We start from the raw sequence: 20,938 nt of genomic DNA on the forward strand, positions 1-20,938 counted from the left end.
AAGCGCGATGGACATCACCTACAGTCCTGTAAACCAGCCAACGGAGGAGGGTGTCATGACCGCAACCGTGCCCGCCGGGTCGACCGAGCTGTGGCGCGACCGCAAGCGCTACCTGTGGCTGATCGGCCTGGTCGTCCCCTCACTGGCGTTCCTCGCCATCGGCCTGCACGCCGCCACCGGCTGGGGCGCGTGGTTCTGGATCGGGCCGGTCGTCATCCTCGTGATCGTGCCGCTGATCGACCTCGGCGCCGGGCTGGACCGCAGCAACCCGCCGGACGACGTCATCGAACGGCTCGAGAAGGACCGCTACTACCGCTGGATCACCTTCGCGTTCCTGCCGATCCAGTACGTGGGCTTCGCCGCTGCCTTCTGGCTGATCGCCCGGGGCGACCTGACCGTCGCCGACAAGATCGGGCTCGCGATCTCCATCGGCTGCATCGGCGGGATCGGCATCAACACCGCGCACGAACTCGGCCACAAGAAGGAGAGCCACGAGCGCTGGCTGTCGAAGATCGCGCTGGCGCAGAGCTTCTACGGCCACTTCTACATCGAGCACAACCGCGGCCACCACGTCCGCGTCGCGACGCCGGAGGACCCGGCGAGCAGCCGCGTCGGTGAAAGCTTCTACCGCTTCTGGCCGCGCACGGTCTTCGGTTCGCTGAAGTCCGCGTGGCGCTTGGAGCGCAAGCGCTACGCCCGCCGCGACAAGCACCCGTACCGCCTCGGCAACGACGTCCTCAACGCCTGGCTGATGTCCTTGGTCCTCTGGGGCGCGATGGTCGCGTGGCTCGGTGTCGGCATCCTGCCCTACCTGGTGATCCAGGCCGTCGTCGGATTCTCGCTGCTGGAGGTCGTCAACTACATGGAGCACTACGGCATGCTGCGGCAACGCGTCGGCACGGCGGGGAAGCGACGCTACGAGCGCGTGGATCCCAGCCACAGCTGGAACTCCAACAACATCGCCACCAACGTCCTGCTCTACCACCTGCAGCGGCACAGCGACCACCACGCCAACCCGACCCGCCGCTACCAGACCCTGCGCGACTTCGCCGAGTCGCCGGTGCTGCCCACCGGGTACGCCGGGATGATCGTGCTCGCGCTCGTCCCGCCGCTGTGGCGCCGGGTGATGGACCCGCGCGTGCTCGCCCACTTCGACGGCGACATCTCCCGCGCGAACATCCAGCCTTCTAAGCGCGAGAAAATCCTTGCGCGGTACGGAACCCGCGTCACCGCCGTCGTCCCCGAGCACGCCGACACCCACGGCGACGCCACCGAAGGCGGCATGTGCCCCGGCTGCGGGTACGTCTACGACGAGAAGCTCGGCGACCCGCGGGAGGGCTTCCCGGCCGGCACGCCGTGGTCGGCGATCCCGGACTCCTGGTGCTGCCCCGACTGCGGGGTCCGCGAGAAGGTCGACTTCGTCGCGCCGGGCCGGGTGGGTGCGTGATGCGGATCGACGCGGACCGCGCGAAGTGCGACGGCCTCGGCATGTGCGAGGCGATGGCGCCGGACTTCTTCGAAGTCGGCGAGGACGGCACGGTCGTCGTGCTCGACGAGCAACCCGGCGAAGAGCACCGCCAGGACGTCGCCGCGGCGGTGGACGCCTGCCCGGTACTGGCGTTGAAGCTGGCATGACGCTCGTCGTCGTGGGTGCCTCGCTGGCCGGGCTGCGCGCGGTGGAGTCCGCGCGCCGCACCGGGTACCGCGGCCGGATCGTCCTCGTCGGTGCCGAGGAGCACCTGCCCTACGACCGGCCTCCGCTGTCCAAGGCGTTCCTCGACGCCGACGGCCCGGCAAGCGTCGAGCCGTTCCACGCCGAAACCGTGCTGCGGGACGAACTCGGCGTCGAGCTGATGCTGGGCGCTCCGGCGGAAAGCCTCGACACCGACGCGCGCGAAGTCGCGGTCGCCGGGACGGCCGTGCGCTACGACGCCCTGGTCGTCGCCACCGGCTCGACCGCACGCAGCCTGCCCGGCGCACGCACGCTCCGGACGGCCGAGGACGCCGTCGCGGTGCGCGCCGCGCTGGACGCCGGTGCCCGCACGGTCGTGATCGGCGCCGGGTTCATCGGCTCGGAAGTGGCGTCGGCGGCCCGCAAACGCGGGTTGCCGGTGACGATCGTGGAGGCGTCGGCCGTCCCGCTCGCCCGCGCGGTGGGGGAGACCGCCGGGGCGCGGCTGACCGCGTTGCACCGGGAAGCCGGCACCGAACTGCGGCTCGCCACCGAGGTCACCGGCGTGACCGACGATGGCGTGCACCTGGCGGGCGGCGAAGTCCTGCCCGCGGACCTCGTGGTCGCCGGCATCGGCGCCGTCCCGGCCACCGGCTGGCTCGAAGGCGGCGGGCTGACGCTGCACGAGCGCGACCGCGGCGTGGTGTGCGACGCGACGCTGGCCGCGGGCCCACCGGGCGTCTACGCGGCGGGAGACGTCGCGCACGTGCCGAACCCGCTCTTCGACGGCCTCGGCATGCGGCTCGAGCACTGGACGAACGCGGCCGAGCAGGGTTCGGCCGCCGCGCGGCACGCGCTCGACCCGGCGTCGGCCCGCCCGCTGGAAGCCGTGCCGTACTTCTGGTCCGACTGGTACGGCCGGCGCATCCAGTTCGTCGGCACCCCGCACGCCGACGAGGTCGTGTCCGCGGGCGGGGTGACGCTCTACCGCCGCGGCGACCGGATCGCCGGCGCGCTCACCGTCGACCGGCCGCGCGAGATCATGAAGTACCGCCGCCGCATCGCCTCACGGGCTCCGTGGGGAGAGGCGCTGGCCTTCGCGGGCGCCGCCTAGAATGGCGATCATGAGTGCGGCACTTCCGGCGGCGCCCGAGGGTGGTCAGCACCGGCAGCCGATCATCACCGCGGCGATCGAGCTGACCGCGCGGTCGGGCTGGCAGGCCGTCACGATGGCCCGGCTGGCCGAGGTCGTCGGCGTCAGCCGCCAGACCGTCTACAACGAGATCGGCTCCAAGGCCGCGCTGGCCGAAGCGATGGTCACGCACGAGCTGGGCCGGTTCCTCTCGGTCGTCGACGCCGCGTTCGCCCGCCACGAGGACGACCTGGTCGAGGCGATCTACGACGCCGTCCGCGCGGTCCTCGAGCTGGCCGACGACAACACGCTGCTGCGCGCGATCGCGTCCGCGACGCACGGCACCGCCTCGGAGCTGCTGCCGCTGCTGACCACCGAGGCGGGGTCGCTGCTGACGCAGGCGAAGGCGATGCTCACCGCCCGCGTGGCGGCCTACGACCCGCCGTTCACCGACGAGCAGCTCGCCGTGGTCATCGACGTCGTCGTCCGCACGGTGCTGAGCCACGTGATGCAGCCGTCGGACACCCCGGCCCGCACCGCGGACGCGCTGGCGTGGCTCGCGGCCCGCGTCCTCGGCGTGGACGCGACTCCGCCGCTGCGGCACCGCTGATTCAGCGGAGGCCGTGCCGGTCCAGCCACGCCGCGACCTCGGCGGCGATCTCCTTCGGCCGATCCTCCTGGGCGTGGTGCCCGGCTTCCCCGCACGCGACGACGTCGAGCGCGGCGACGTTCTTCCGGCACCACCGCGCGACCTTCTCGCCGATGAGCAGTGTGGGGGAGCCGTCGAACGTCATGAGCAGCTTCGGCGTCCCGGTGCTGGTGGCCAGCCACTCGTCGTAGGCCTCGACGCGTGCGACGACCTCGGCCGGCTCGCCGCCGAGGGGCAGCTGCCGCGCCCACGCGAGCACCGGGCGGCGGCTTTCCGGGGTGGGGAACGGCGCGAGGTACGGCTCGAGGTCCGCGACCGGCGTGCGCACGCCGCCGGTGAACGCCTGCCGGACGAACAGGTTCTCCTCGAGCACCATCTTCTCGCCGACGCCGGGGGTGCGGATCTTGCGCGTGCGGTCCGCCGCCTGCGGCGACACGTCGTCCCAGGCCATCGGCTTGACGATCGTCTCGAAGAACGCCACGCCCCGGACGCGGCCCGGGTGCCGGGCGGCGAAGTCGAAGGCGAGCGCGCCACCCCAGTCGTGCCCGACGGGGACGACGTCGTCGAGGCCGAGCGCGTCGAACCAGGTGTCGAGGTGGCGGGCGTGGTCGGCGAAGGAGTACGCGATGTCGGGTTTGGGGGACCGGCCCATGCCGATGAGGTCGGGGGCCAGCAGGCGCCCGCCGCCGACGTGCGGCAGGACGTTGCGCCAGCCGTGCGACGAGCCGGGGTTGCCGTGCAGGAAGACGATTGGGGTGCCGGTGCCGGTTTCTTCGTGGTACAGCGTCATTTCTCGTCCTTCAGCGGAGTGTCGAGGAGGAGCGTGAGTTCGCGGCTCAGGGCCGCGGTGCGGTCGCTTTCGCGGCCGCCGAGGGGTTCGAGCAGGCGGTCGAGCAGTTCGGCGACGGTGGCGATCGCCGGCTCGACGACCTCGCGGCCGCGGGCGGTCAGGCGCAGCCGGATGGTGCGGGTGTCGGCGGGGTCGCGGGTGCGCTCGATCAGGCCGTCGGCGTCGAGGGAGCGCGCGAGTTTGGAGGTGTAGAGGGTTTCCAGCCCGGTCTCGTCAGCGAGTTCCCGCTGGCTCGGGGTGGTTCCGGCGCGTTCCAGGCCGAAGAGCGAGGACAGGAAGACGTACTGGGCGTGCGTCAGGCCCGCGGGGGCCAACGCGCGGTCGACCGCTACGCGCCACTTCATCGACAGCCGCCAGATGAGGTGCCCGGGTGTGCTCATGCCGGATATAGTACATGGCTACTGTTTACATGGCTACTATCGAACCGACGTGAATGACTCATTCATGTCACCTGACGACATGAATGAGTCATTCACGTCAGCCGGCGAGCTCGCGGATCCGGTCCATGGCCGCGCGGACCTCGGTGAACCCCGTCGTGAGCGGGCTCAACCCGATGCGAATACCGTCCGGCCGGCGGAAGTCGATGAGCACGCCGTTGTCGATCAGCACGCGGGAAAGCCGCTCGGCGTCAGGGTGCCGCAGGGTGACGTGCCCGCCGCGACGCTCGTCCTCCCGCGGCGAGGCCACCGTGAACCCGAGCGGGACGAGCCATTCGTCAGCGAGGGCGATGACCCACCGCCCCAGCGCGACCGCCTTCGCCCGCACCCGGTCGATCCCCGCTTCGGCCAGCAGCGCCACGCCTTCCTGGACGCCCACCATGCCGAGCACCGGCGGCGTCCCGGACAACGCGCGGCGGATGCCCGGCGCGGGCACGTACCGCTCGGCCATCCCGAACGTGTCGGCCGCGCCCATCCAGCCGGTGATCGGCTGCCCGAACGCCTCGTGGTGACGTGCGTTGACGTAGAGGAACGCGGGCGCGCCGGGGCCGGCGTTGAGGAACTTGTACGTGCAGCCGACCGCGAAGTCGGCGGCGTCGGCGTCCAGCGCGACCGGGATCGAGCCGACGCTGTGGCAGAGGTCCCAGACCGTCAGCCCGCCGCGCTCGTGCACCAGCCGCGTGATCCCGGCCAGGTCGGTGATCGCGGCCGAGCGGTAGTCCACATGGGACAGCACGACCGCCGCCGTGCGCGGGCCGGTGACCTCGGCGACGTCCTCGGCGCTCTCGATCCACCGGACGGTCAGGCCGAGTTCGGCGGCGACGCTGTCGACGAGGAACCGGTCGGTGGGGAAGTTCGCGGTGTCGGTGACGATCTCGTCGCGTCCCGGCCGCAGCGCGACGGCCGCCCGGAGCACCTTGTACAGGCACACGGACGTCGAGTCGGCGACGATCGTCTGCCCGGGCGCGGCCCCGAGGGCGACGCGGCCCAGCTCGTCCCCGATCCGCTCGGGCAGCTCGAGCCAGCGTTCGTCCCACGACCGGATGAGCCGGGCACCCCACTGCTCGGCGACGACTTCCTGAAGGCGTTCGGCGGTGGCGCGCAGCGGGCGGCCGAGGGAGTTCCCGTCGAGGTAGGCGACGACGCTCTCGTCGGTGATCGGGACGAACCGGTCCCGGAACGCGGCCAGCTCGTCCCCGGCGTCGAGGCGCGCGGCTTCTTCGAGCGTGGTCAGCGGTTCTTCTCCTTGACGCGCTCGGTTTCCTTGCGCACCTCGGCCTGGGTGGCGCGTTCGCGTACCAGCCAGTCGGGGTTTTCCTTCTTGAGCGCGTCGATCTCCTCGGTGGTGAGCGCCTCGGTGATCCCGCCGCGGGTGAGGCCGCCGATGGAGACGCCCAGCTTCGCCGCGACGACCGGCCGCGGGTGCGGGCCGGTGCGGCGCAGCTCGCGCAGCCACTCCGGCGGGTCGGCCTGCAGCGCGTTCAGCTCGTCGCGCGAGACGACGCCCTCCTGGAACTCCGGGGGCGTGGCTTCGAGGTACACACCCAGCTTCTTCGCCGCGGTCGCGGGCTTCATCGTCTGGGTGGTCTTGTGCGACGTCATGCCGTCCAGGGTAGCCAGCGCCCCGCCCGGTAGCCTGACCCGGTGACCTCGTTCCGTCTCGCGTACGTCCCGGGCGCGACGCCTGCCAAGTGGGTGCGGACCTGGGGCGAGCGGCAGCCGGACGTGCCGCTGGAGCTGGTGCCGGTGGCCGCGGCCGACGCGACGGAGCTGATCCGCTCGCGCGGGGCGGACGCGGCGCTGCTGCGCTCCCCGATCGACCGTGACGGCCTCCACGCGATCCCGCTCTACACCGAGACGACGGTGGTGGTCGTCCCGAAGGACCACCTGATCGCGGCGGCCGACGAAGTGTCCACAGCGGACTTGGCGGACGACGTCGTGCTGCACCCGCTGGACGACACGATCGAGTGGCCCGCGTTCCCGGGCCGTCCGGCGGTCTCGCGGCCGGAGTCGACGGCGGACGCGATCGAGCTGGTGGCGGCGGGCGTCGGCGTGCTGGTCGTCCCGCAGTCCCTGGCCCGCCTGCACCACCGCCGCGACCTGACGTACCGGACGGTCGCGGACGCGCCGCAGTCGAGCGTGGCGTTGTCGTGGCCGGAGGACGAGACGACGGAGCTGATGGAGACGTTCATCGGCATCGTCCGCGGCCGCACGGTCAACAGCACGCGCGGACGCCAGCAGCAGCCTGCGCCGGAGAAGAAGCGGCCCGAACGCAAGCCCGCGACCGCGAAGAAGCCGGCTGCCCGCCGGGGCGGCGGTGCCCCGAAGCGGGGCAAGCCGCGCCGGAAGTCCTGACTCAGTTCGTCGCGTACACGCAGTTGCCGTCCGCGCGGTCCGGCAGGTCGGGGTCGTCGAACCAGTGGCCGTCCTCGCCGAGGTAGCGGAACTGCAGCACCGTGCCCGGCGCGACGTCCACCGAAGTCGAGCGGCGGCCGTTGGAGCGCGGGGTCAGGTGGTGGCGGCCGGGCGTCCAGTCGTTGAACGAACCCACGACGCTCACCCGTCCGGGCGGTGCCCCGACCGGGAGGCTGAACGTGACGCGCTGGGTGCCGGCCCGGCTCTTGCTGGTCTTGATCACGTGCGGCGGCCTTTCGAAGAGGGTGGGAAGGAGGGCGTGCTCGGCACTGAGCGCCGACATGATGACACAACCGTAACGGTTCGGTCACCCGCAGTGCCCGAAGGTGGTACCCAGCCGCTCAACGGTTCGCCACCGACCGGGTGGTCCTGCGGTGAACCATGATCATCTTGCTGCCGGACGTGCTTTCCGGTGCGAGACTGGCTGCCGTGACCGTCGCCGCTGATCGTCAAGTCAAGGACCCGTGTGCCTGGCTCAGCGCCGTCACCCTCGAGCTCGCCGGCGCTCATCCCGCCGACACGCGAGGGGTGCTCTTGACGGTGTGGGACGGGTTGGTCGCCGCCCGGCTCGCCGGGTTGCACGCTGCCGCGGCTTCGCCCCGATGGCGGGCGCGGCAGCTCCACGCCGAAGCGGTCGAGTTCGATCTCGCCCTCCAGCTGGCCCGCAACTGCGCCATCGGCCCCGGCCTGGCCATCCCGGCCGGGCTGCCCGGAGCCGCGGTCGCCTGGCCGGTCGCGCGGGCCGACGCCGCCGTCGCCGCGATCATCTCCTTCTGCGCCACGGCCGAAACGATGCTCCGCCGGGCCGGCGAGCTGACGCCGGTGTGGGAGGACAGCCTGCTCGGGCCGGTCGCGCTGACCCGCTGGCTGGCCGACTGCTGGACGGGCCGCCACACGGGCTGCCCGCTGCGGCTGCCGGTGCCCCCGCCGTCGTGGTGGCGGTGACGGCCGTCCGTCAGGGGAAGGCTGGGCCGGCTTCGCCCGGTGCCGGGCGAAAGGAGGCAGGGGTGGCCGGATCAGCTGTCCCGCCCACGAGACTCGCGGAGACAACCCGCGCCGCGGTGCGCGCGGTCCTGCTGGCCGAGCTGACCGCGGCGGACACCCGGGCGCAGGCCGCGGGGTGGTCACGGGAGACGCTGTTCGAGGTACTGGCCGCGCGGTTGGACTCGGTGACCGGGGGACCGAAAACGCGTCCGGCGGCCGGGAACGCTTGCGAGCAGCCGAATCCCGCTCCCGGCGGCCGGCCCTCGATGGTGGACCGCGACCGGCCGGCCCGGTGTCCTGAATGACTCATTCACCTCAACCGAGGACTTGAATGAGTCATTCAAGACGTTCGCGCGCGGCCGAGGATCGCCAGCACCGTCGCGACGATCCGCTCGAGCCGGACCTCGTCGGCGAGGGCGGTGGCCAACCAGTCGTCGAGTGTGGATCCGTGGTGCGGCAACCGGTCCAACGCGCTCCCGCCGGCTCCGAACACCCGCCGGACGACCGCGCCCACCGCCGCCGGCGGGTCTTCGCCGCCGTCCAGCCTCGCCTCGATCGCGCGCAGCGCCTGCTCGGCCAGCGCCGCCAGCCGGGCGTCGTCCGCTTCGGCCGCGTCCACCAGCTGCAGCGGGACCGGCTCGGCCGCGCCGTCCGCCGGCATCGGTGCCACCGGGGCCCGCTTGTGCCCGAGAGGTCGCTCGACGTGCTCGGCGTACCACTTCGGCCGCCTGCCCATCGCCGCCAGCACCTGCCGCACCTCGAGGTCGAGCGTGTCGCGGCCCGGCGGCGGGGCGCCCGTGACCTCGGCCCGGCGCGCCGCCCAGCCGTCCAGGGGCCACAGCTCCGCGCCCGCCGTCGCTGGCACGCCGGCCCACACCAGGATCTGCACGGCGAGGTCGCACAGCCACGGGTCGCGGCCGAGGGCGTCGCCCAGCCAGGCCGGCAGCCGGGGCCGTTGCAGGGCCCCGATTTCGCCGCGGCGCCGCCGGTGCGCGTCGACCGTGGCCGGGCTCAGCCGGGTCGCCAGCCAGCCGTCGAAGTTCTCGATCGGGTCCGTCGCGCGCCGCAGCGCGTGCTCCACGACGGCTTCGACGTCGTCGTGGAAGCGGTCGAGGCAGTCGGGCCGCAGCCATTCCAGCCCGCGGGCGCAGTCCGGGTGCCGCCGCTGCCGTTCCAGTGGTTTGGTGATCCGCGCGAAGACCAGTGGCCAGGCGACCGTGTAGACCGCCCCGCGCAACCGGGCGAGGTCGCCGGGTGGGGCGGCCGACGCGGAGCCGGCGAGCCTGCCGTCGCGGGCCAGCCGCCGGACGCCGTCGACGTCCGCCGGTCCCGCGCACGGAAAAGTGGTGTCGAGCAACCCGTCCTCCCCGATGCCGTCGACCGGGACATGGTCGGTCAGCCGGGGAACGGGCAAAGGCCGTCGGCGGGCCGAATCACCGCGGAACTGGCCACGCGCTGGCCACCGGCGGGAATCACCTGATCGGCGCAGGCGCTGCCGCCGATCGCGCGGAAGTCCGCGTGCCACAATCGAAACCCCATGGCACACGAGGACGGGTTGCTCCGCGAGCTCACGACGTTGCGCCGCGGCTGGGGTCTGGAAGCCGACCGGCTGCGCGACCGGCTCGGCCCGATCGTCGCCGGCTGGTGCGAAATCCACCGCACGGCGAACGACCGCGAAGCGCGGCGGGTGCTGCGTGACGCGATTTCCGCCGCGATCGCGGAGTTCCCGGCCGACGATCGGCTCGCGGTCAACGTCGCGCTGGGCATCGCCCCCGGCTCGCAGCACGCCCTGCTCAGCGACCGGGTCGGCGTCCTCGCCGACCAGCTGCGCGTCTCCGAACGCACGGCGCGGCGCCGCATCGACCGGTCGTTCGCCCGGCTGGCCGCCGAGATCGAAGCCGCCGCGCGGCCCGGCGAAGACGTCCCGGACCCCGACCAGGGCTGGTTCGTCAAGCGGCTGCGGGCCATCGTCCGGCTCGACACGCCCGAGCCGGAGCTGATCGAGGAGCGGCTGATCGTCGCGACCCGCGACGGGCTGAGCCGGATCGCGGCCCAGTTCACCGTGCCCCGCCTCGAAGACGGCCACGACGGCGAGCGCGACGTGGCGGCCGATGCCCAGCACGGCGTCCGGATCACCGACGCGAAACGGGTGGGGCAGCGCCACTTCCGCTGGCTCCTGGACCTCCCGCGGCCGCTGTCACGCGGCGACACCCACACGTACGCGCTGGTGATCCGGATCCGCGACGGCCTGCCGATCCGCCCGTCGTACACGTTCGTGCCCCTGGTGGCGTGCGAGTCGTTCACGGTGCGAGTCCGCTTCGACCCCCGCAGCCTGCCGTGGCGGGTGTGGCGGGTCGACCGGGTGCCGCCGTCGGTGCTGGCCGACCCACCACAGCCGGGCGCGCCGCTCCCGCTGGACGGCGCGTGCGAGGTGGCGCAGGAGTTCACGGCCCCGCAGCTGGGCTACGCGTACGGCCTCCGCTGGCTCACCTGAAGTATTCCTTGACCTGAATATTCCACTGTGTGAATACTGTCCGCATGGACGGAATCGCGGCAGCACTCGGGGACGCGTCGCGCTGGCGTCTGGTCGAGCTCTTGGCCGAGCGTCCCCGATCGGTCGGCGAGCTGGCCGAGCTGACCGGCCTACGCCAGCCGCAGACGACGAAGCACCTGCAGACGTTGGCGCGCGCCGGCCTGGTCACGGTGTTCCCGCTGGGTCAGCGCCGGGTGTACGCGCTGGAAGCCGAGCCGCTGGCGGCATTCGCGGGCCGCCTGACGGACCTGGCGAAGGAGACCGAGGCGCACAAAGGGGAGCGAGACGTCGTAGCGCGATACCGCGAAGCGGTGGAGGCGGAGACGTCGGCCGCGGACCGAGACCAATGGGCGGACGGCCGCGCATTCGGCTTCGAACGAGCGCTACCGGCAGCGCGTGACGTGGTCTGGCGGTACTGGACGGACCCGGCGCTGCTGGCCTCGTGGTGGGTCCCACCATCGATGACGATCACCAGGTGCCTCCTGGAGCCACGCCCAGGTGGCAAGGCAGCACTGGCCTACCGAGACGCGGACGGCGAGTACCTCGCCGAAGGCTGGGTCCGAGTCGCGGACGTGCCAGGGCGCCTGGCATTCGACCTGGCGGTAACCGGCCGGGCGTCGTTCACCGGCCACTACGACCTGGAGCTGACCCCACTGCCAGGCGGTACCCGCCTACGACTGGGCCTGCGGATAACGGCGACAACGGTCGAGGCGGCACCGGCGATAGCCGGAATCGAAACGGGCTGGAGCCAGGTGCTGGACCGCCTGACGGAAGTGCTGACACAGCGAAAGGACTGACAAGTGCCTCGCAGAGTAACGGCAAACCAGGCGGGCCGGCGGACATGAAGGCAATAGTCTCGTACGCAACGACAGAGGTGGCCCGACGCCACTTGACGCGAATCTGGGAGAACGGGACAACAGCGCTACTGGGCCGCCTGAACGCAGAAGGATTCCTGGGATTCTGGCCAACGGTAGCGGCAGACGAGAGCACGGGTACGCAAAGTGGCTGGCAGAGGCGGAAAAGGTGGTCTTCTCAAGAACGCTGACGGAGGCCCCCTGGCAGCGAACGCGAGAAATCCCGATAAACAGCAGCGCAAGCATAATCAAGCCACTTTGGCAGCAAACCTACTGGACAGGCTGTACTTGATGATCTGCCCGGAAATAGCGGGCGGAGAAGAGCGCCTGTTCGAGAAGGGCCTACCACCCTCGACGTGGAGGTTGACCCACCACGAAACAGGCGACCTGGGAGAACTGGCCTTGGTATACGACAAACAAGCCTGAGGTCCTCTTTAGACGAACCCGGCAGACCAACCCGACCACAAGGACGGGGGTCCGGGGGCGCGCCCCCGGGCGGGGTGTGGGGGTCGCACCCCCACAGGGAGGAAGCGAACCGAGGGGTGCGAGCGAAGCGAGCACCGTGAAGGGTAGGGCGGGCGGGGCTCGAACCCGCGGCCAAGGGATTATGAGTCCCCTGCTCTAACCAACTGAGCTACCGCCCCCTGGCCCCGGCGCGCTGGCGGCTCGGGGATGTGCGTTTGCACAGAAGACCCAGTTCGCTTCAAGTTATCACAGCGGCCATCCGGGCAGATCCGGTAGGCCAAACAGGTTGAAGTGGCCACCAAGCGGCGCAGGCTCGTCTAGGTTGCAAGGGCGTCGCCGCTGAACGGAACGGCGGGAGGGTGAGCGATGGTCGCGGGACCGCGAGCCACTCCGTACGAACCGCGCGCTGTCCGGTTGGCGCTGCTGGACGCACTCACCGTCGGGTCGGGTCTGGGGTACCTGGCGCACCAGTACCGGGAGGCGCTCGTGGCGAACCTCGCGGCCATCGGCCTGGGCTTGTTGCTGGTTTTCGCGTTGGGGTACGTGGTCCGGGTGTCGGTGCGGTCGTTGCGCCGCGCGAATCGGCGTATGGAGGGGATTTTCGCGGAGGAACTGCGGAAGCCGTCGCCGCGGCCGCGGTGAGGGTGCGGATTCCGTTCAGGTGCTGTCGTCTGCCGGTGCCCGCGCGCCGGTAAGCCGGGGCGTCGTCCGGCGGCCCTTCGTTGCCACGCGCGAATCCTCGGATGTACACCCGGTTTGTACGGCGTGTGTACGCCGCCGTTGCAACCTCCGTCCCATGAACCTCTTCCCGACCACCGCCGGCCGGACGTTGTCCCGGCGGACGCTCCTCCGCGCGACCGCCGCCACCGCCGCCACGCTCGGGGCCGGCGCCGCCCTCGGAGCCGGGACCGCGCGCGCCGACGTCCCCGCCTCGCCCTACTTCGACATCACCCAGCCCTCCTACGACCTCTTCCGGAGCAAGATGCTCCACGAGTCCCACCACGTCATGCAGGGCTTCGCCTTCGACAACGTCAACCGCCGGCTCTTCGTCGTCCAGGCCCAGAACGGCACCTCCGGGGACGACCTCTGTGTCAACCAGCTCAGCTTCAGCGGCGAGCTGCTCGGCTCGATGCACCTCGCCCACGCCGGGCACGGGGTGTCGATCGGGGTGGAGCCCGTCGGCACCGCCTCCTACCTCTGGATGGAGTGCGACGCCGACGGCACCACCACCGACGCCCGCGGCACCGCGCTGGCGCGCTTCAAGTTCGTCGACGGTGGGACGCCGTCGGTGAAGAAGTTCCTCACCGGCAGCAAAACCATCACCTGCGCCACCGACCCCGTCTACCACCGGATCGCCGTGCGCCGCAGCGAAGGCGGCAAGATGTGGTACAGCGTCTTCCCCCTCGCGAGCGCGGCCGCCGGGGACTTCTCCGCGCCGCTCGCGCACTTCCCGCAGCCCGCGCTCAGCACGGAAAGCGTTGTCTTCCAGGGCTACACCATCTTCGGCGACCACCTGTACACATTGGACGGAGAGGGTCACGCCGACGCCGCGGACATCGACTCCTACGTGACGCGCATCGACATGAACACCGGCGCGGTCAAGAGCCGCGCGCTGACCAAAGCCGGGCAGTCGCTCGTCTACCGCGAACCGGAGGGCATGGCGATCTACCGCACGGCCGACGGGGAAACCCGGCTCTTCCTCGGCTTCGGCTCGCGCAGCAGCCTGGACAACGTCAACCGCTACGCCAACATCTTCTACAAGAACGTCCTCGTGGGGTGATCACCGGACGCGGTACCAGGCGTTCGCAACCGGCCCGGCGTGGCTCAGTTCCAGGACCTCGAGCCGCACCGGTGCACCGCCCGGCCGCTCGAACAGCCGCACGCCGTCGCCGAGCAGGACCGGGGCGATGTGCACCAGCACCTCGTCCAGCAGCCCGGCTTCCCAGCACCGCCGGGCCGTTGTCGCGCCCAGCACCGCCACGTACCCGTCACGCGCCGCCTCGGAAGCCGCCGACACGGCCTCCGCGAGGTCCGGGACCAGCGTGAACCCGGGTGACGGCGCCGCCGAGCGGGTCACCACGAAGATCGGGCCGTCCCAGCGGCCGCCGTAGACCTTGCCCTCCGCCGTCGTCGCGGGTGCGTACGTCCGGTGCCCCATCACGATCGCCCCGATCCCGCCGATCACCCGCTCGACGACCGGGTTCGGCCCCGCGTGCAGGCCGGACAGCCACGTCATGTCGTCGCCGGGTGCCGCGACGAAGCCGTCGAGGGACATCGTGATGTGGTAGAGGACCTTCGCCATGGTGCCGCCTTCCGTAGAGGTGTCACCCCGTACCGACGAAGGCCGCCGGAAAACTCATCGGTCGGAAGATCAGGCCGGGACGAGTTCCGGGGTGGCGGCGTACCGCCGCGCCAGCGACGCGCAGACGATCAGCTGGATCTGGTGGAACAGCATCAGCGGCAGCACGATCAGCCCCACCTGCGCGTGCCCGAACAGCACCGTCGCCATCGGCAGCCCGCTCGCCAGGCTCTTCTTCGACCCGCAGAACACGATCGTGATCCGGTCCGCCCGCGCGAACCCGAGCAGGCGGGCGCCCCAGCCGGTCGCCGTCAGCACCGCCGCGAGCAGCACGCCGCAGAGGCCGACGAGGACCAGCAGCGGGACGACGTCGAGCCGGTGCCAGATGCCTTCGGTCATGCCCGCGCTGAACGCGGTGTACACCACCAGCAGGATCGAACCGCGGTCGAACAGCTTGAGCGGCGCGGAATTGCGGGTGATCCAGTCGCCGATCCAGCGCCGCGCCAGCTGGCCCGCGACGAACGGCGCCAGCAGCTGCAGCACGATCCCGAGCACGGCCGAACCGTCGACGCCGGCGCCGTCGCCGGCCAGCAGCAGCGCCACCAGCAGCGGGGTCAGCACGATCCCGGCCAGGTTGGACAGCGACGCGCTGCAGATCGCCGCCGCGACGTTGCCGCGGGCGATCGAGGTGAACGCGATCGACGACTGGACCGTCGAGGGCAGCACGGCGAGGAACAGCACCCCGGCCGCGAGCTCGGCGGGCAGCACCGACGACGGCAGCAGCGTGAGCGCCAGGCCGAGTAGCGGGAACAGGACGAACGTGGCCGCCAGCACCACCGCGTGCAGCCGCCAGTGACGTAGCCCGTCGAGGGCCTCCTGCGTCGACAACCGGGCGCCGTACAGGAAGAACAGCAACCCGACGGCGATGGTCGTGGCGGTGCTGAAGCCGTCCGCCACGACGCCCGAAGCGGGCAGGAGGGTGGCGACCCCGACCGTGGCGAGGATGGCGAGGACGAAGGGGTCGAGACGTAACCGGGACATGGATCTCCTTCCAGAGCAATTCTCGGCTCCGCCACGCTCATTGTGAACCCCGATGACCGGACTGACTGTCATCGCGAATCACGATAAAGTGGCCGCGTGCTCGACCCGCGCCTGTGCCGTTCGTTCCTCGCCGTCGCCGAGACGCGCAGCTTCACCGCGGCCGCGCGGCGCCTGGGCGTCGGCCAGCCGACCGTCAGCCAGCACGTCCGGCGCCTGGAGCGCGACTCCGGCGGGCTGCTCTTCGCGCGCGACACGCACACCGTCGAGCTCACCGCGCGCGGCCAGGCGATGCTGGGCTTCGCGCAGACGATCGTCGACACCGAGGAACGCGCGGAGCGGCACTTCCGCGGCGCCGAGCTGCGCGGCCGCGTGCGCTTCGGCGTCTCGGAGGACTTCGCGCTCGGCGAGCTGCCGGAGATCCTGAACCGGCTGCGCCGCAGCCACCCGCTCGTCGACGTCGAACTGACCGTCGAGCTGTCGGACGTCCTCGCGCAGCGGCTGCGCGCCGGTCAGCTGGACCTGGTGCTGGGCAAGCGCCGCCCGGGGGCGCACCACGGGCGGCTGCTCTGGCGGGAGCCGCTGGTCTGGATCGGCTCGGCGGCGACGGTGCTGGAGCCCGGCCTGCCGGTGCCGCTGGTGCAGTACCCGATGCCGTCGATCACGCGGCAGCTCGCCGTCGAGTGCCTCGAACGCGCGGGCCTCGAGTGGCGCGCCGCGTGCCAGACGTCGAGCCTCACCGGCCTGCGGGCCGCGGCCGCCGCCGGGCTCGGCGTCACCCTGCACGCGCGCAGCCTGGTGCCCGCCGACCTCGTCGAGCTGGCCGGCCTGCCCGAACCCGGCGACATCGAGTTCATGCTGCTGGCCCGCGAGTCGAAGGAGGGACCGGCCGCGGCGCTGGAGGAGTTCGTCCTCGACTACGTCCGGCGCTAGTCCTCTTCGCCCGTCAAGAGCCTGCGCAGCCGCCCGAGCGCGCGGTGCTGGGCGACGCGGACCGCGCCCGGCGTCGAGCCCACCGCGTCCGCCGTCTCCTCCGCCGACAGCCCGACGACCACCCGCAGCACGACGATCTCGCGCTGCTTGGCCGGCAGGACGTCCAGCAGCCGCGCCAGCCGCTCGTTGAGCTCGAACCGCAGGGCGTGCTGCTCCGGGCCGTCCGCGTCGGACACGCCGTCGGGGATCTCCGGGACCGGGTCGGAGCGGTTGCGGGCCGCGGCGCGGTGGGCGTCGGCGACCTTGTGCTGCGCGATGCCGTAGACGAACGCGAGGAACGGCCGGCCTTGGTCGCGGTAGGACGGCAGCGCGGTGAGCACGGCGACGCACACCTCCTGGGCGACGTCGTCGGCCGAGGCGAACGACCGCTCGTGCCGCCCGACGCGGGCGCGGCAGTAGCGCACCACCAGCGGCCGGATGGTGGCGAGCAGGCGGGCGGTCGCGGCGTCGTCGCCGGCGATCGCGTCGGCGACCGGCTCGTCGTGGCGCCGCCAGTGCGCCGGGAACGCCTGCGCGGGCTGCGTCGCGGCGATCTCGCGGACGAGGGCGCGGCTGCGCACCCGCAGCAGCGTGCCCTCCACGTCGAGGCCGACCCGCAGCGAGTCGTGCAGCGCGGTGTTGGACTCCCGCAGCAGCTCGGTGATCGCCCGGTCCCCGTACTCGGTTGCCGGCATGGTGCTCACCCTTCCCTGTCCCGCTGGTCGCCGGGCGGTGCGGCCCGGTGGCGCCTGAGGCGTTCCCGCACGTGGCGGAGGTTGGAACGGACGGTCGCGGGGGCGATGCTCAGCGCGTTCGCGATCTGGGTCGGCGTGAAGCCGTCGAGCGACCACGCGAGCACCATCCGCTGCTGACCGGGCAGGGAGGCGAGCAGGTCGATGAACGCCGCGTGCTGGTCGACGAGCACGGCCAGCTTCTCGTCGTCCTGCGGGTCGTCCGGCGTCCAGTCCGCGCGCGCGTCGTCCACCGCGTCGAGCAGCCGGCCGGCGACGCGGCGCACCCAGGCCCGCGGGTCCTCGGCGACCGGCCACGCCTCCAGCGCGTGGAGCATCGCTTCGACGGCGACGTCACGGGCGATTTCGACCTCGAACCCGGCCTTGCACAGGAACGCCACGAGCGGGGGGAAGTCGGCGCGGAAGAACGCGTCGAAATCGTCGTCAGCGCACACGGACCCCTCACCACCCCTCGCCTCCACTGGAACAAGTGCGCCGAGATGACTCCCACGTGTAACGATTCGATCAAGACTGCTCGGTCGGAGTAATGGCCTGCTCCGGATCGGTGACGAGCGGTGACGAATGGGCGAGGGCATCTCGGGTACCCGGACCCGATGACCCAGCGAGACACGGTCCGGCGCCTGCTGGCGGAGGCAGGTCCGACCTACGCCGCCCAGGCGGGCATCAAGCTCGCCGACCAGCCGGCGCCGCTCTACCGGCTGCTGGTGCTGTCGGTGCTGCTCTCGACCCGGATCAAGGCGGGCATCGCGGTCGACGCGGCCCGGGAGCTGCGGGCCGCGGGGATGGGCACGGCGAGGGCCATGGCGGACTCGACGTGGCGGCAGCGGGTGGCCGCCCTCGGCCGCGCGCACTACAAGCGCTACGACGAACAGACCGCGACGGCGCTCGGCGAGGGCGCGCGGTACCTGCTCGACGAGTACCGCGGGGACCTGAGGCGGGTGCGCGAGGCCGCGAACGGCGAATTCCGGACACTGGCCGGGCTCCTCGGGAAGGTGCCGCGGCTCGGCCCGGTGGGTGCGGACATCTTCGCCAGGGAGGTGCAGCTGGTGTGGCCGGAGTTTCGTCCGCACCTGGACGGGAAAGCGTTGCAGGGGGCCGGAAAGCTCGGCCTCCCGACGCAGCCCGGTCGGCTCGCGAGGCTGGTCGGTCCCGGCGAGCTGGCGCACTTCGCGGCGGCTCTCGTGCGGGTCGCGCTGGAGCGCGGTCTCGCCGATCGGGTGACGTGATCGACATCGAGATCCCGGGAAGAAGGGCGTACTCTCATGTGTTGCAGTCTTGGTTGCCCGGAGGGTGAGCCGGGGACCGAAGCCAAAACCCCCTTGACCCACGCGGATGCGCTCGCGCGCCCGCGAGCGTCAAGTCGGTTGACGCGCCACGACAATGGGAAACAGAAGAAGTAGAGGGAGGTGAACGAAGGAAATGGAAGCCACGATGACGGGCTGGGCGGAACTCGCGGCCTGCAAGGACGAGGACCCGGAACTGTTCTTCCCCATCTCCGCGGTGGGCCCCGGCGCCCGGCAGACGGCGCAGGCCAAGGCCGTGTGCGCGCGCTGCCCGGTGCGCGCCGAATGCCTCGGCTACGCGCTGGACAACGGCCTGGACCACGGTGTTTTCGGCGGAACCACCGCCGAGGACCGACGCCGGCTGGCGCGTACCGCGCCGCAGCGGCACCGAGCTGCTTGATCGCCGCCCGGTGACCTCTTCCCGGCGGCCTCGAGGACGAACCCGAATCGGAAGAATTACTTTCCGGATGGGTGTGCGCCCGGGCGGGTGATTCCCCGTGAATCGCCCGCCCGGGTTTTTTCACGCCCGCCCGTGGTCATCGTGCTCATTCACGCAGGATTTCCGGCAGTCCCCACGCCGCCGCCGGGACGGACTCGAAGGCGGCCAGCTCCGTGATCAGCCCGTGTTCGATCGTGAGCAGGGAGACGCCGAACCAGCGGTACTCGGCCTCGCCCGGCCGTCGGAGCCAGGTCGCCACGGCGGGCTGGCGGTTGGCGCGCGTGGGGCGCATCCGGAAGCGGCCGACGCAGTGCGGCGACGCCGGGTCCATCGACAGCGACAGCGCGCGCACGATCGCCGCGGCGCTGCCGAACCAGAGCTCGTACGGCGGCATGACCGCGCGGGCGTCTTCGTGCAGCAGCCGGGCGACGGCTTGCGGGTCACCCTGTTCGTAGGCGGCGATGAACCGCTTGAGCAGCGCGGTTTCCTCGGCTGTCGGATCGCCGGCCGTCCACTCGGTACGGTGGGCGGGCAGTCGTTCACGCAGGGTCGCGCGGGCCCGCTGGAGGGCGCTGTTCGCCGACGCGACGCTCGTCTCGAGCAGTTCGGCGGTCTCCTTGGCCGACCACCCGAGAACGTCCCGCAGGACGAGCGCGGCCCGCTGCCGCGGCGGCAGGTACTGCACGGCGGCGAGGTAGGCGAGTTCGATGGTCTCCCGTTCGACGACGGCGGCGTCCGGCCCGGCCTCGTCGAGCAGGCGGTCGGGGAACGGCTCGAGCCACGGCAGATCGGCGGCCGCGATCGGGCCGTCGGGCTGCCCGGCGGGACCGAGCTGATCGGGCAGCACCCGCCGCGGCCGCCGCGCGAGGACGTCGAGGCAGGCGTTGGTGGCGATCCGGTAGAGCCAGGTCCGCACACTGGCCCGGCCTTCGAAGCGATCGCGGGCCTTCCAGGCGCGCAGGAAGGTTTCCTGGGCGAGGTCTTCGGCATCCCCGAGCGAGCCGAGCATCCGGTAGCAGTGCACCTGGATCTCCCGCCGATGCCGTTCGACGAGAGTCTCGAAATCCAGCGCACGCCCCACCGGGGCAAGGTAGCGCATGCGGGGGTGGGATTGAGGGCTTCGCGGCTGGTGGCGGGCGTCGGGGCCGCGGGGTGAGCGCTCGGGTTCGCGCCTGCCCGCCGCCCCCACCCCCGCCCCAACGGTCTTGAATGACTCATTCAAGACATCGGGTCGCGCGGTAGGCGCGCCCCCGCGGGTCCGGTGCTTGGCCTGCCTTGCGCCACCGCGTGCCTCGGCTCGCGCTCGCCCCCGCGGATCCCCGGCCAACGGTCTTGAATGAGTCACTCAGGACCTCCAACGCCCTGAATGACTCATTCAAGACAGGCGGCCCGCGCCCGGCCACCCACAGCTGGAAGACTGCCCCCGTGAGCGGAACAGTCCTGGTCCTCGGCGGCCGCAGCGAAATCGGCCTGGCCGTGGCGCGACGCCTGGCGAACGACCACGACAAGGTCGTCCTCGCCGCGCGCCCCGGCACGGACCTCACCGCCGCCGTCGCGAGCCTCGGGAAGGCCGAAACCGTCGACTTCGACGCCGACGACCTCGCCGGCCACGGCCCCTTCCTCGAGAAGGTCGCCGCCGAACACGGGCCGCTCGACGTTGTCGTGCTCGCCTTCGGCATCCTCGGCGACCAGGCCCGCGCCGAAGAAGACGCCGCCCACGCCGCCGCCATCGTGCACACCGACTACGTCGCCCAGGTCGGCGTCCTCACCCACGCCGCGAACCTGCTGCGCGCCCAGGGTCGCGGCAGCCTCGTCGTGTTCTCCTCCGTCGCCGGGGTTCGCGTGCGCCGCGCCAACTACGTCTACGGCTCCGCGAAGGCCGGCCTCGACGGCTTCGCGAGCGGCCTCGCCGATGCCCTCCACGGCTCCGGCGTCCACCTGCTGCTCGTCCGGCCCGGCTTCGTCATCGGGCGGATGACCGAAGGCATGAGCCCGGCGCCGTTCTCGAGCACGCCGGACCAGGTCGCCGACGCGACCGTCGCCGCGCTGCGGAAGCGGCGCGGGGTCGTCTGGGTGCCCGGTGTGCTCCGTCCGGTCTTCTTCGCGATGCGCCTGCTGCCGCGCGCGGTGTGGCGCAGGATGCCGCGCTGACCCACTGTGGCCG

At 72.0% G+C, this 20,938-nt stretch carries 26 protein-coding genes, 1 tRNA gene and 1 pseudogene; 16 read left to right on the forward strand and 12 right to left on the reverse strand.

What is annotated here, in order from left to right:
* Positions 1-55: 55 nt before the first annotated feature.
* Genes ACERZO_RS23320 through ACERZO_RS23335 form a run of 4 tightly spaced genes read left to right on the forward strand, consistent with a single transcriptional unit; the run spans position 56 to position 3,414 of the window.
* Positions 56-1,447: a fatty acid desaturase gene (locus ACERZO_RS23320; RefSeq protein WP_372666844.1), complete on the forward strand. Its 1,392-nt coding sequence runs from the start codon at positions 56-58 to the stop codon at positions 1,445-1,447.
* A complete protein-coding gene (locus ACERZO_RS23325) occupies positions 1,447-1,635 on the forward strand; it encodes a ferredoxin (RefSeq protein ID WP_372666845.1) in 189 nt (62 codons plus the stop codon). Before ACERZO_RS23320 ends, ACERZO_RS23325 begins: the two co-directional genes overlap by 1 nt.
* Positions 1,632-2,786, forward strand: coding sequence for an NAD(P)/FAD-dependent oxidoreductase (locus tag ACERZO_RS23330; RefSeq protein ID WP_372666846.1), 1,155 nt, complete (start codon positions 1,632-1,634; stop codon positions 2,784-2,786). Before ACERZO_RS23325 ends, ACERZO_RS23330 begins: the two co-directional genes overlap by 4 nt.
* 1 nt (position 2,787) lies before the next feature.
* Positions 2,788-3,414: a TetR/AcrR family transcriptional regulator gene (locus ACERZO_RS23335; protein ID WP_372666847.1), complete on the forward strand. Its 627-nt coding sequence runs from the start codon at positions 2,788-2,790 to the stop codon at positions 3,412-3,414.
* A gap of 1 nt (position 3,415) precedes the next feature.
* Here the strand turns inward: ACERZO_RS23335 and ACERZO_RS23340 are convergent, their stop codons facing one another.
* The 4 genes from ACERZO_RS23340 to ACERZO_RS23355 form a co-directional block, all read right to left on the reverse strand.
* Positions 3,416-4,243, reverse strand: coding sequence for a haloalkane dehalogenase (locus ACERZO_RS23340; RefSeq protein ID WP_372666848.1), 828 nt, complete (start codon positions 4,241-4,243; stop codon positions 3,416-3,418).
* Positions 4,240-4,683, reverse strand: coding sequence for a MarR family winged helix-turn-helix transcriptional regulator (locus ACERZO_RS23345; RefSeq protein WP_372666849.1), 444 nt, complete (start codon positions 4,681-4,683; stop codon positions 4,240-4,242). The genes ACERZO_RS23340 and ACERZO_RS23345 overlap by 4 nt, the downstream gene beginning before the upstream one ends.
* A 97-nt stretch (positions 4,684-4,780) precedes the next feature.
* Positions 4,781-5,974 (reverse strand): kynureninase, encoded by a 1,194-nt coding sequence (locus ACERZO_RS23350; protein WP_372667214.1) that lies wholly within the window; start codon positions 5,972-5,974, stop codon positions 4,781-4,783.
* Positions 5,971-6,342 (reverse strand): DUF5997 family protein, encoded by a 372-nt coding sequence (locus ACERZO_RS23355; RefSeq protein WP_372666850.1) that lies wholly within the window; start codon positions 6,340-6,342, stop codon positions 5,971-5,973. Before ACERZO_RS23355 ends, ACERZO_RS23350 begins: the two co-directional genes overlap by 4 nt.
* Positions 6,343-6,384: 42 nt before the next feature.
* On the opposite strand from ACERZO_RS23355, the gene ACERZO_RS23360 reads away from it, so the two are divergent.
* A complete protein-coding gene (locus ACERZO_RS23360) occupies positions 6,385-7,095 on the forward strand; it encodes a LysR substrate-binding domain-containing protein (protein WP_372666851.1) in 711 nt (236 codons plus the stop codon).
* A gap of 1 nt (position 7,096) precedes the next feature.
* Here the strand turns inward: ACERZO_RS23360 and ACERZO_RS23365 are convergent, their stop codons facing one another.
* Positions 7,097-7,378 (reverse strand): isoamylase, encoded by a 282-nt coding sequence (locus tag ACERZO_RS23365; protein ID WP_372667215.1) that lies wholly within the window; start codon positions 7,376-7,378, stop codon positions 7,097-7,099.
* A 158-nt stretch (positions 7,379-7,536) separates the two neighbouring features.
* Between ACERZO_RS23365 and ACERZO_RS23370 the strand changes: the two genes are divergently transcribed.
* Both ACERZO_RS23370 and ACERZO_RS23375 read left to right on the forward strand, forming a co-directional pair.
* Positions 7,537-8,100 carry a hypothetical protein gene (locus tag ACERZO_RS23370; protein ID WP_372666852.1) on the forward strand — a complete coding sequence of 188 codons (564 nt, stop codon included), beginning with the start codon at positions 7,537-7,539 and terminating at the stop codon, positions 8,098-8,100.
* A gap of 62 nt (positions 8,101-8,162) precedes the next feature.
* Positions 8,163-8,444 (forward strand): hypothetical protein, encoded by a 282-nt coding sequence (locus ACERZO_RS23375; RefSeq protein ID WP_372666853.1) that lies wholly within the window; start codon positions 8,163-8,165, stop codon positions 8,442-8,444.
* A 35-nt stretch (positions 8,445-8,479) separates the two neighbouring features.
* On the opposite strand, the gene ACERZO_RS23380 is transcribed toward ACERZO_RS23375, so the two are convergent.
* Complete coding sequence (locus ACERZO_RS23380) at positions 8,480-9,553, reverse strand: hypothetical protein (RefSeq protein ID WP_372666854.1); 1,074 nt, start codon at positions 9,551-9,553, stop codon at positions 8,480-8,482.
* A gap of 123 nt (positions 9,554-9,676) precedes the next feature.
* Between ACERZO_RS23380 and ACERZO_RS23385 the strand changes: the two genes are divergently transcribed.
* The 3 genes and pseudogenes from ACERZO_RS23385 to ACERZO_RS23395 all read left to right on the forward strand — a co-directional run bounded on the left by ACERZO_RS23385 (position 9,677) and on the right by ACERZO_RS23395 (position 11,952).
* On the forward strand, positions 9,677-10,633 hold the full coding sequence (locus ACERZO_RS23385) for a hypothetical protein (protein ID WP_372666855.1): 957 nt from the start codon (positions 9,677-9,679) through the stop codon (positions 10,631-10,633).
* Between the two features lie 44 nt (positions 10,634-10,677).
* Positions 10,678-11,469: a metalloregulator ArsR/SmtB family transcription factor gene (locus ACERZO_RS23390; protein ID WP_372666856.1), complete on the forward strand. Its 792-nt coding sequence runs from the start codon at positions 10,678-10,680 to the stop codon at positions 11,467-11,469.
* A pseudogene (locus tag ACERZO_RS23395) lies at positions 11,466-11,952 on the forward strand (dihydrofolate reductase family protein). Before ACERZO_RS23390 ends, ACERZO_RS23395 begins: the two are co-directional and overlap by 4 nt.
* A 144-nt stretch (positions 11,953-12,096) precedes the next feature.
* Here the strand turns inward: ACERZO_RS23395 and ACERZO_RS23400 are convergent.
* A tRNA-Ile gene (locus ACERZO_RS23400) sits at positions 12,097-12,170 on the reverse strand.
* A 187-nt stretch (positions 12,171-12,357) separates the two neighbouring features.
* On the opposite strand from ACERZO_RS23400, the gene ACERZO_RS23405 reads away from it, so the two are divergent.
* Both ACERZO_RS23405 and ACERZO_RS23410 read left to right on the forward strand, forming a co-directional pair.
* Positions 12,358-12,633 carry a hypothetical protein gene (locus tag ACERZO_RS23405; protein ID WP_372666857.1) on the forward strand — a complete coding sequence of 92 codons (276 nt, stop codon included), beginning with the start codon at positions 12,358-12,360 and terminating at the stop codon, positions 12,631-12,633.
* A gap of 154 nt (positions 12,634-12,787) precedes the next feature.
* Positions 12,788-13,771, forward strand: coding sequence for a phage baseplate protein (locus tag ACERZO_RS23410; RefSeq protein ID WP_372666858.1), 984 nt, complete (start codon positions 12,788-12,790; stop codon positions 13,769-13,771).
* Here ACERZO_RS23410 and ACERZO_RS23415 read toward each other — a convergent pair whose 3' ends face one another.
* Entirely contained in the window at positions 13,772-14,293 is a 522-nt protein-coding gene (locus tag ACERZO_RS23415; RefSeq protein ID WP_372666859.1) for a dihydrofolate reductase family protein, read from the reverse strand.
* A 69-nt stretch (positions 14,294-14,362) separates the two neighbouring features.
* Positions 14,363-15,331, reverse strand: coding sequence for a bile acid:sodium symporter family protein (locus tag ACERZO_RS23420; protein ID WP_372666860.1), 969 nt, complete (start codon positions 15,329-15,331; stop codon positions 14,363-14,365).
* Between the two features lie 96 nt (positions 15,332-15,427).
* Between ACERZO_RS23420 and ACERZO_RS23425 the strand changes: the two genes are divergently transcribed.
* Entirely contained in the window at positions 15,428-16,261 is an 834-nt protein-coding gene (locus tag ACERZO_RS23425; RefSeq protein WP_372666861.1) for a LysR family transcriptional regulator, read from the forward strand.
* On the opposite strand, the gene shbA is transcribed toward ACERZO_RS23425, so the two are convergent.
* Entirely contained in the window at positions 16,258-16,854 is a 597-nt protein-coding gene (gene shbA, locus ACERZO_RS23430; RefSeq protein ID WP_372667216.1) for an RNA polymerase sigma factor ShbA, read from the reverse strand. The two genes, ACERZO_RS23425 and shbA, sit on opposite strands and share 4 nt — an antisense overlap.
* Positions 16,855-17,000: 146 nt before the next feature.
* Positions 17,001-17,486 carry an RNA polymerase sigma factor gene (locus ACERZO_RS23435; RefSeq protein ID WP_372666862.1) on the reverse strand — a complete coding sequence of 162 codons (486 nt, stop codon included), beginning with the start codon at positions 17,484-17,486 and terminating at the stop codon, positions 17,001-17,003.
* Between the two features lie 159 nt (positions 17,487-17,645).
* Here ACERZO_RS23435 and ACERZO_RS23440 point away from each other — a divergent pair, with 159 nt between their 5' ends.
* Entirely contained in the window at positions 17,646-18,278 is a 633-nt protein-coding gene (locus ACERZO_RS23440) for an endonuclease (protein ID WP_372666863.1), read from the forward strand.
* Positions 18,279-18,471: 193 nt separating this feature from the next.
* On the forward strand, positions 18,472-18,735 hold the full coding sequence (locus ACERZO_RS23445; RefSeq protein ID WP_086679434.1) for a WhiB family transcriptional regulator: 264 nt from the start codon (positions 18,472-18,474) through the stop codon (positions 18,733-18,735).
* Positions 18,736-18,880: 145 nt separating this feature from the next.
* On the opposite strand, the gene ACERZO_RS23450 is transcribed toward ACERZO_RS23445, so the two are convergent.
* Positions 18,881-19,855 carry an RNA polymerase subunit sigma-70 gene (locus ACERZO_RS23450; protein WP_372666864.1) on the reverse strand — a complete coding sequence of 325 codons (975 nt, stop codon included), beginning with the start codon at positions 19,853-19,855 and terminating at the stop codon, positions 18,881-18,883.
* 344 nt (positions 19,856-20,199) lie between these two features.
* Between ACERZO_RS23450 and ACERZO_RS23455 the strand changes: the two genes are divergently transcribed.
* The gene (locus tag ACERZO_RS23455; protein ID WP_372666865.1) at positions 20,200-20,925 is read left to right on the forward strand and encodes an SDR family NAD(P)-dependent oxidoreductase; all 726 of its coding nucleotides are present in this window, start codon (positions 20,200-20,202) and stop codon (positions 20,923-20,925) included.
* The last annotated feature ends 13 nt before the right edge of the window (positions 20,926-20,938 follow it).

This window comes from Amycolatopsis kentuckyensis (genome assembly GCF_041679295.1).
GTDB lineage: Bacteria > Actinomycetota > Actinomycetes > Mycobacteriales > Pseudonocardiaceae > Amycolatopsis > Amycolatopsis kentuckyensis_A.

What these genes read in the sequence shown, in the direction of transcription:
- ACERZO_RS23320 (WP_372666844.1), top strand. Translation starts at nt 56, where the DNA reads ATGACCGCAACCGTGCCCGCCGGGTCGACCGAGCTGTGGCGCGACCGC.
- ACERZO_RS23325 (WP_372666845.1), top strand. Translation starts at nt 1,447, where the DNA reads ATGCGGATCGACGCGGACCGCGCGAAGTGCGACGGCCTCGGCATGTGC.
- ACERZO_RS23330 (WP_372666846.1), top strand. Translation starts at nt 1,632, where the DNA reads ATGACGCTCGTCGTCGTGGGTGCCTCGCTGGCCGGGCTGCGCGCGGTG.
- ACERZO_RS23335 (WP_372666847.1), top strand. Translation starts at nt 2,788, where the DNA reads ATGGCGATCATGAGTGCGGCACTTCCGGCGGCGCCCGAGGGTGGTCAG.
- ACERZO_RS23340 (WP_372666848.1), bottom strand. Translation starts at nt 4,243, where the DNA reads ATGACGCTGTACCACGAAGAAACCGGCACCGGCACCCCAATCGTCTTC.
- ACERZO_RS23345 (WP_372666849.1), bottom strand. Translation starts at nt 4,683, where the DNA reads ATGAGCACACCCGGGCACCTCATCTGGCGGCTGTCGATGAAGTGGCGC.
- ACERZO_RS23355 (WP_372666850.1), bottom strand. Translation starts at nt 6,342, where the DNA reads ATGACGTCGCACAAGACCACCCAGACGATGAAGCCCGCGACCGCGGCG.
- ACERZO_RS23370 (WP_372666852.1), top strand. Translation starts at nt 7,537, where the DNA reads ATGATCATCTTGCTGCCGGACGTGCTTTCCGGTGCGAGACTGGCTGCC.
- ACERZO_RS23385 (WP_372666855.1), top strand. Translation starts at nt 9,677, where the DNA reads ATGGCACACGAGGACGGGTTGCTCCGCGAGCTCACGACGTTGCGCCGC.
- ACERZO_RS23390 (WP_372666856.1), top strand. Translation starts at nt 10,678, where the DNA reads ATGGACGGAATCGCGGCAGCACTCGGGGACGCGTCGCGCTGGCGTCTG.
- ACERZO_RS23405 (WP_372666857.1), top strand. Translation starts at nt 12,358, where the DNA reads ATGGTCGCGGGACCGCGAGCCACTCCGTACGAACCGCGCGCTGTCCGG.
- ACERZO_RS23410 (WP_372666858.1), top strand. Translation starts at nt 12,788, where the DNA reads ATGAACCTCTTCCCGACCACCGCCGGCCGGACGTTGTCCCGGCGGACG.
- ACERZO_RS23415 (WP_372666859.1), bottom strand. Translation starts at nt 14,293, where the DNA reads ATGGCGAAGGTCCTCTACCACATCACGATGTCCCTCGACGGCTTCGTC.
- ACERZO_RS23420 (WP_372666860.1), bottom strand. Translation starts at nt 15,331, where the DNA reads ATGTCCCGGTTACGTCTCGACCCCTTCGTCCTCGCCATCCTCGCCACG.
- ACERZO_RS23440 (WP_372666863.1), top strand. Translation starts at nt 17,646, where the DNA reads ATGACCCAGCGAGACACGGTCCGGCGCCTGCTGGCGGAGGCAGGTCCG.
- ACERZO_RS23445 (WP_086679434.1), top strand. Translation starts at nt 18,472, where the DNA reads ATGGAAGCCACGATGACGGGCTGGGCGGAACTCGCGGCCTGCAAGGAC.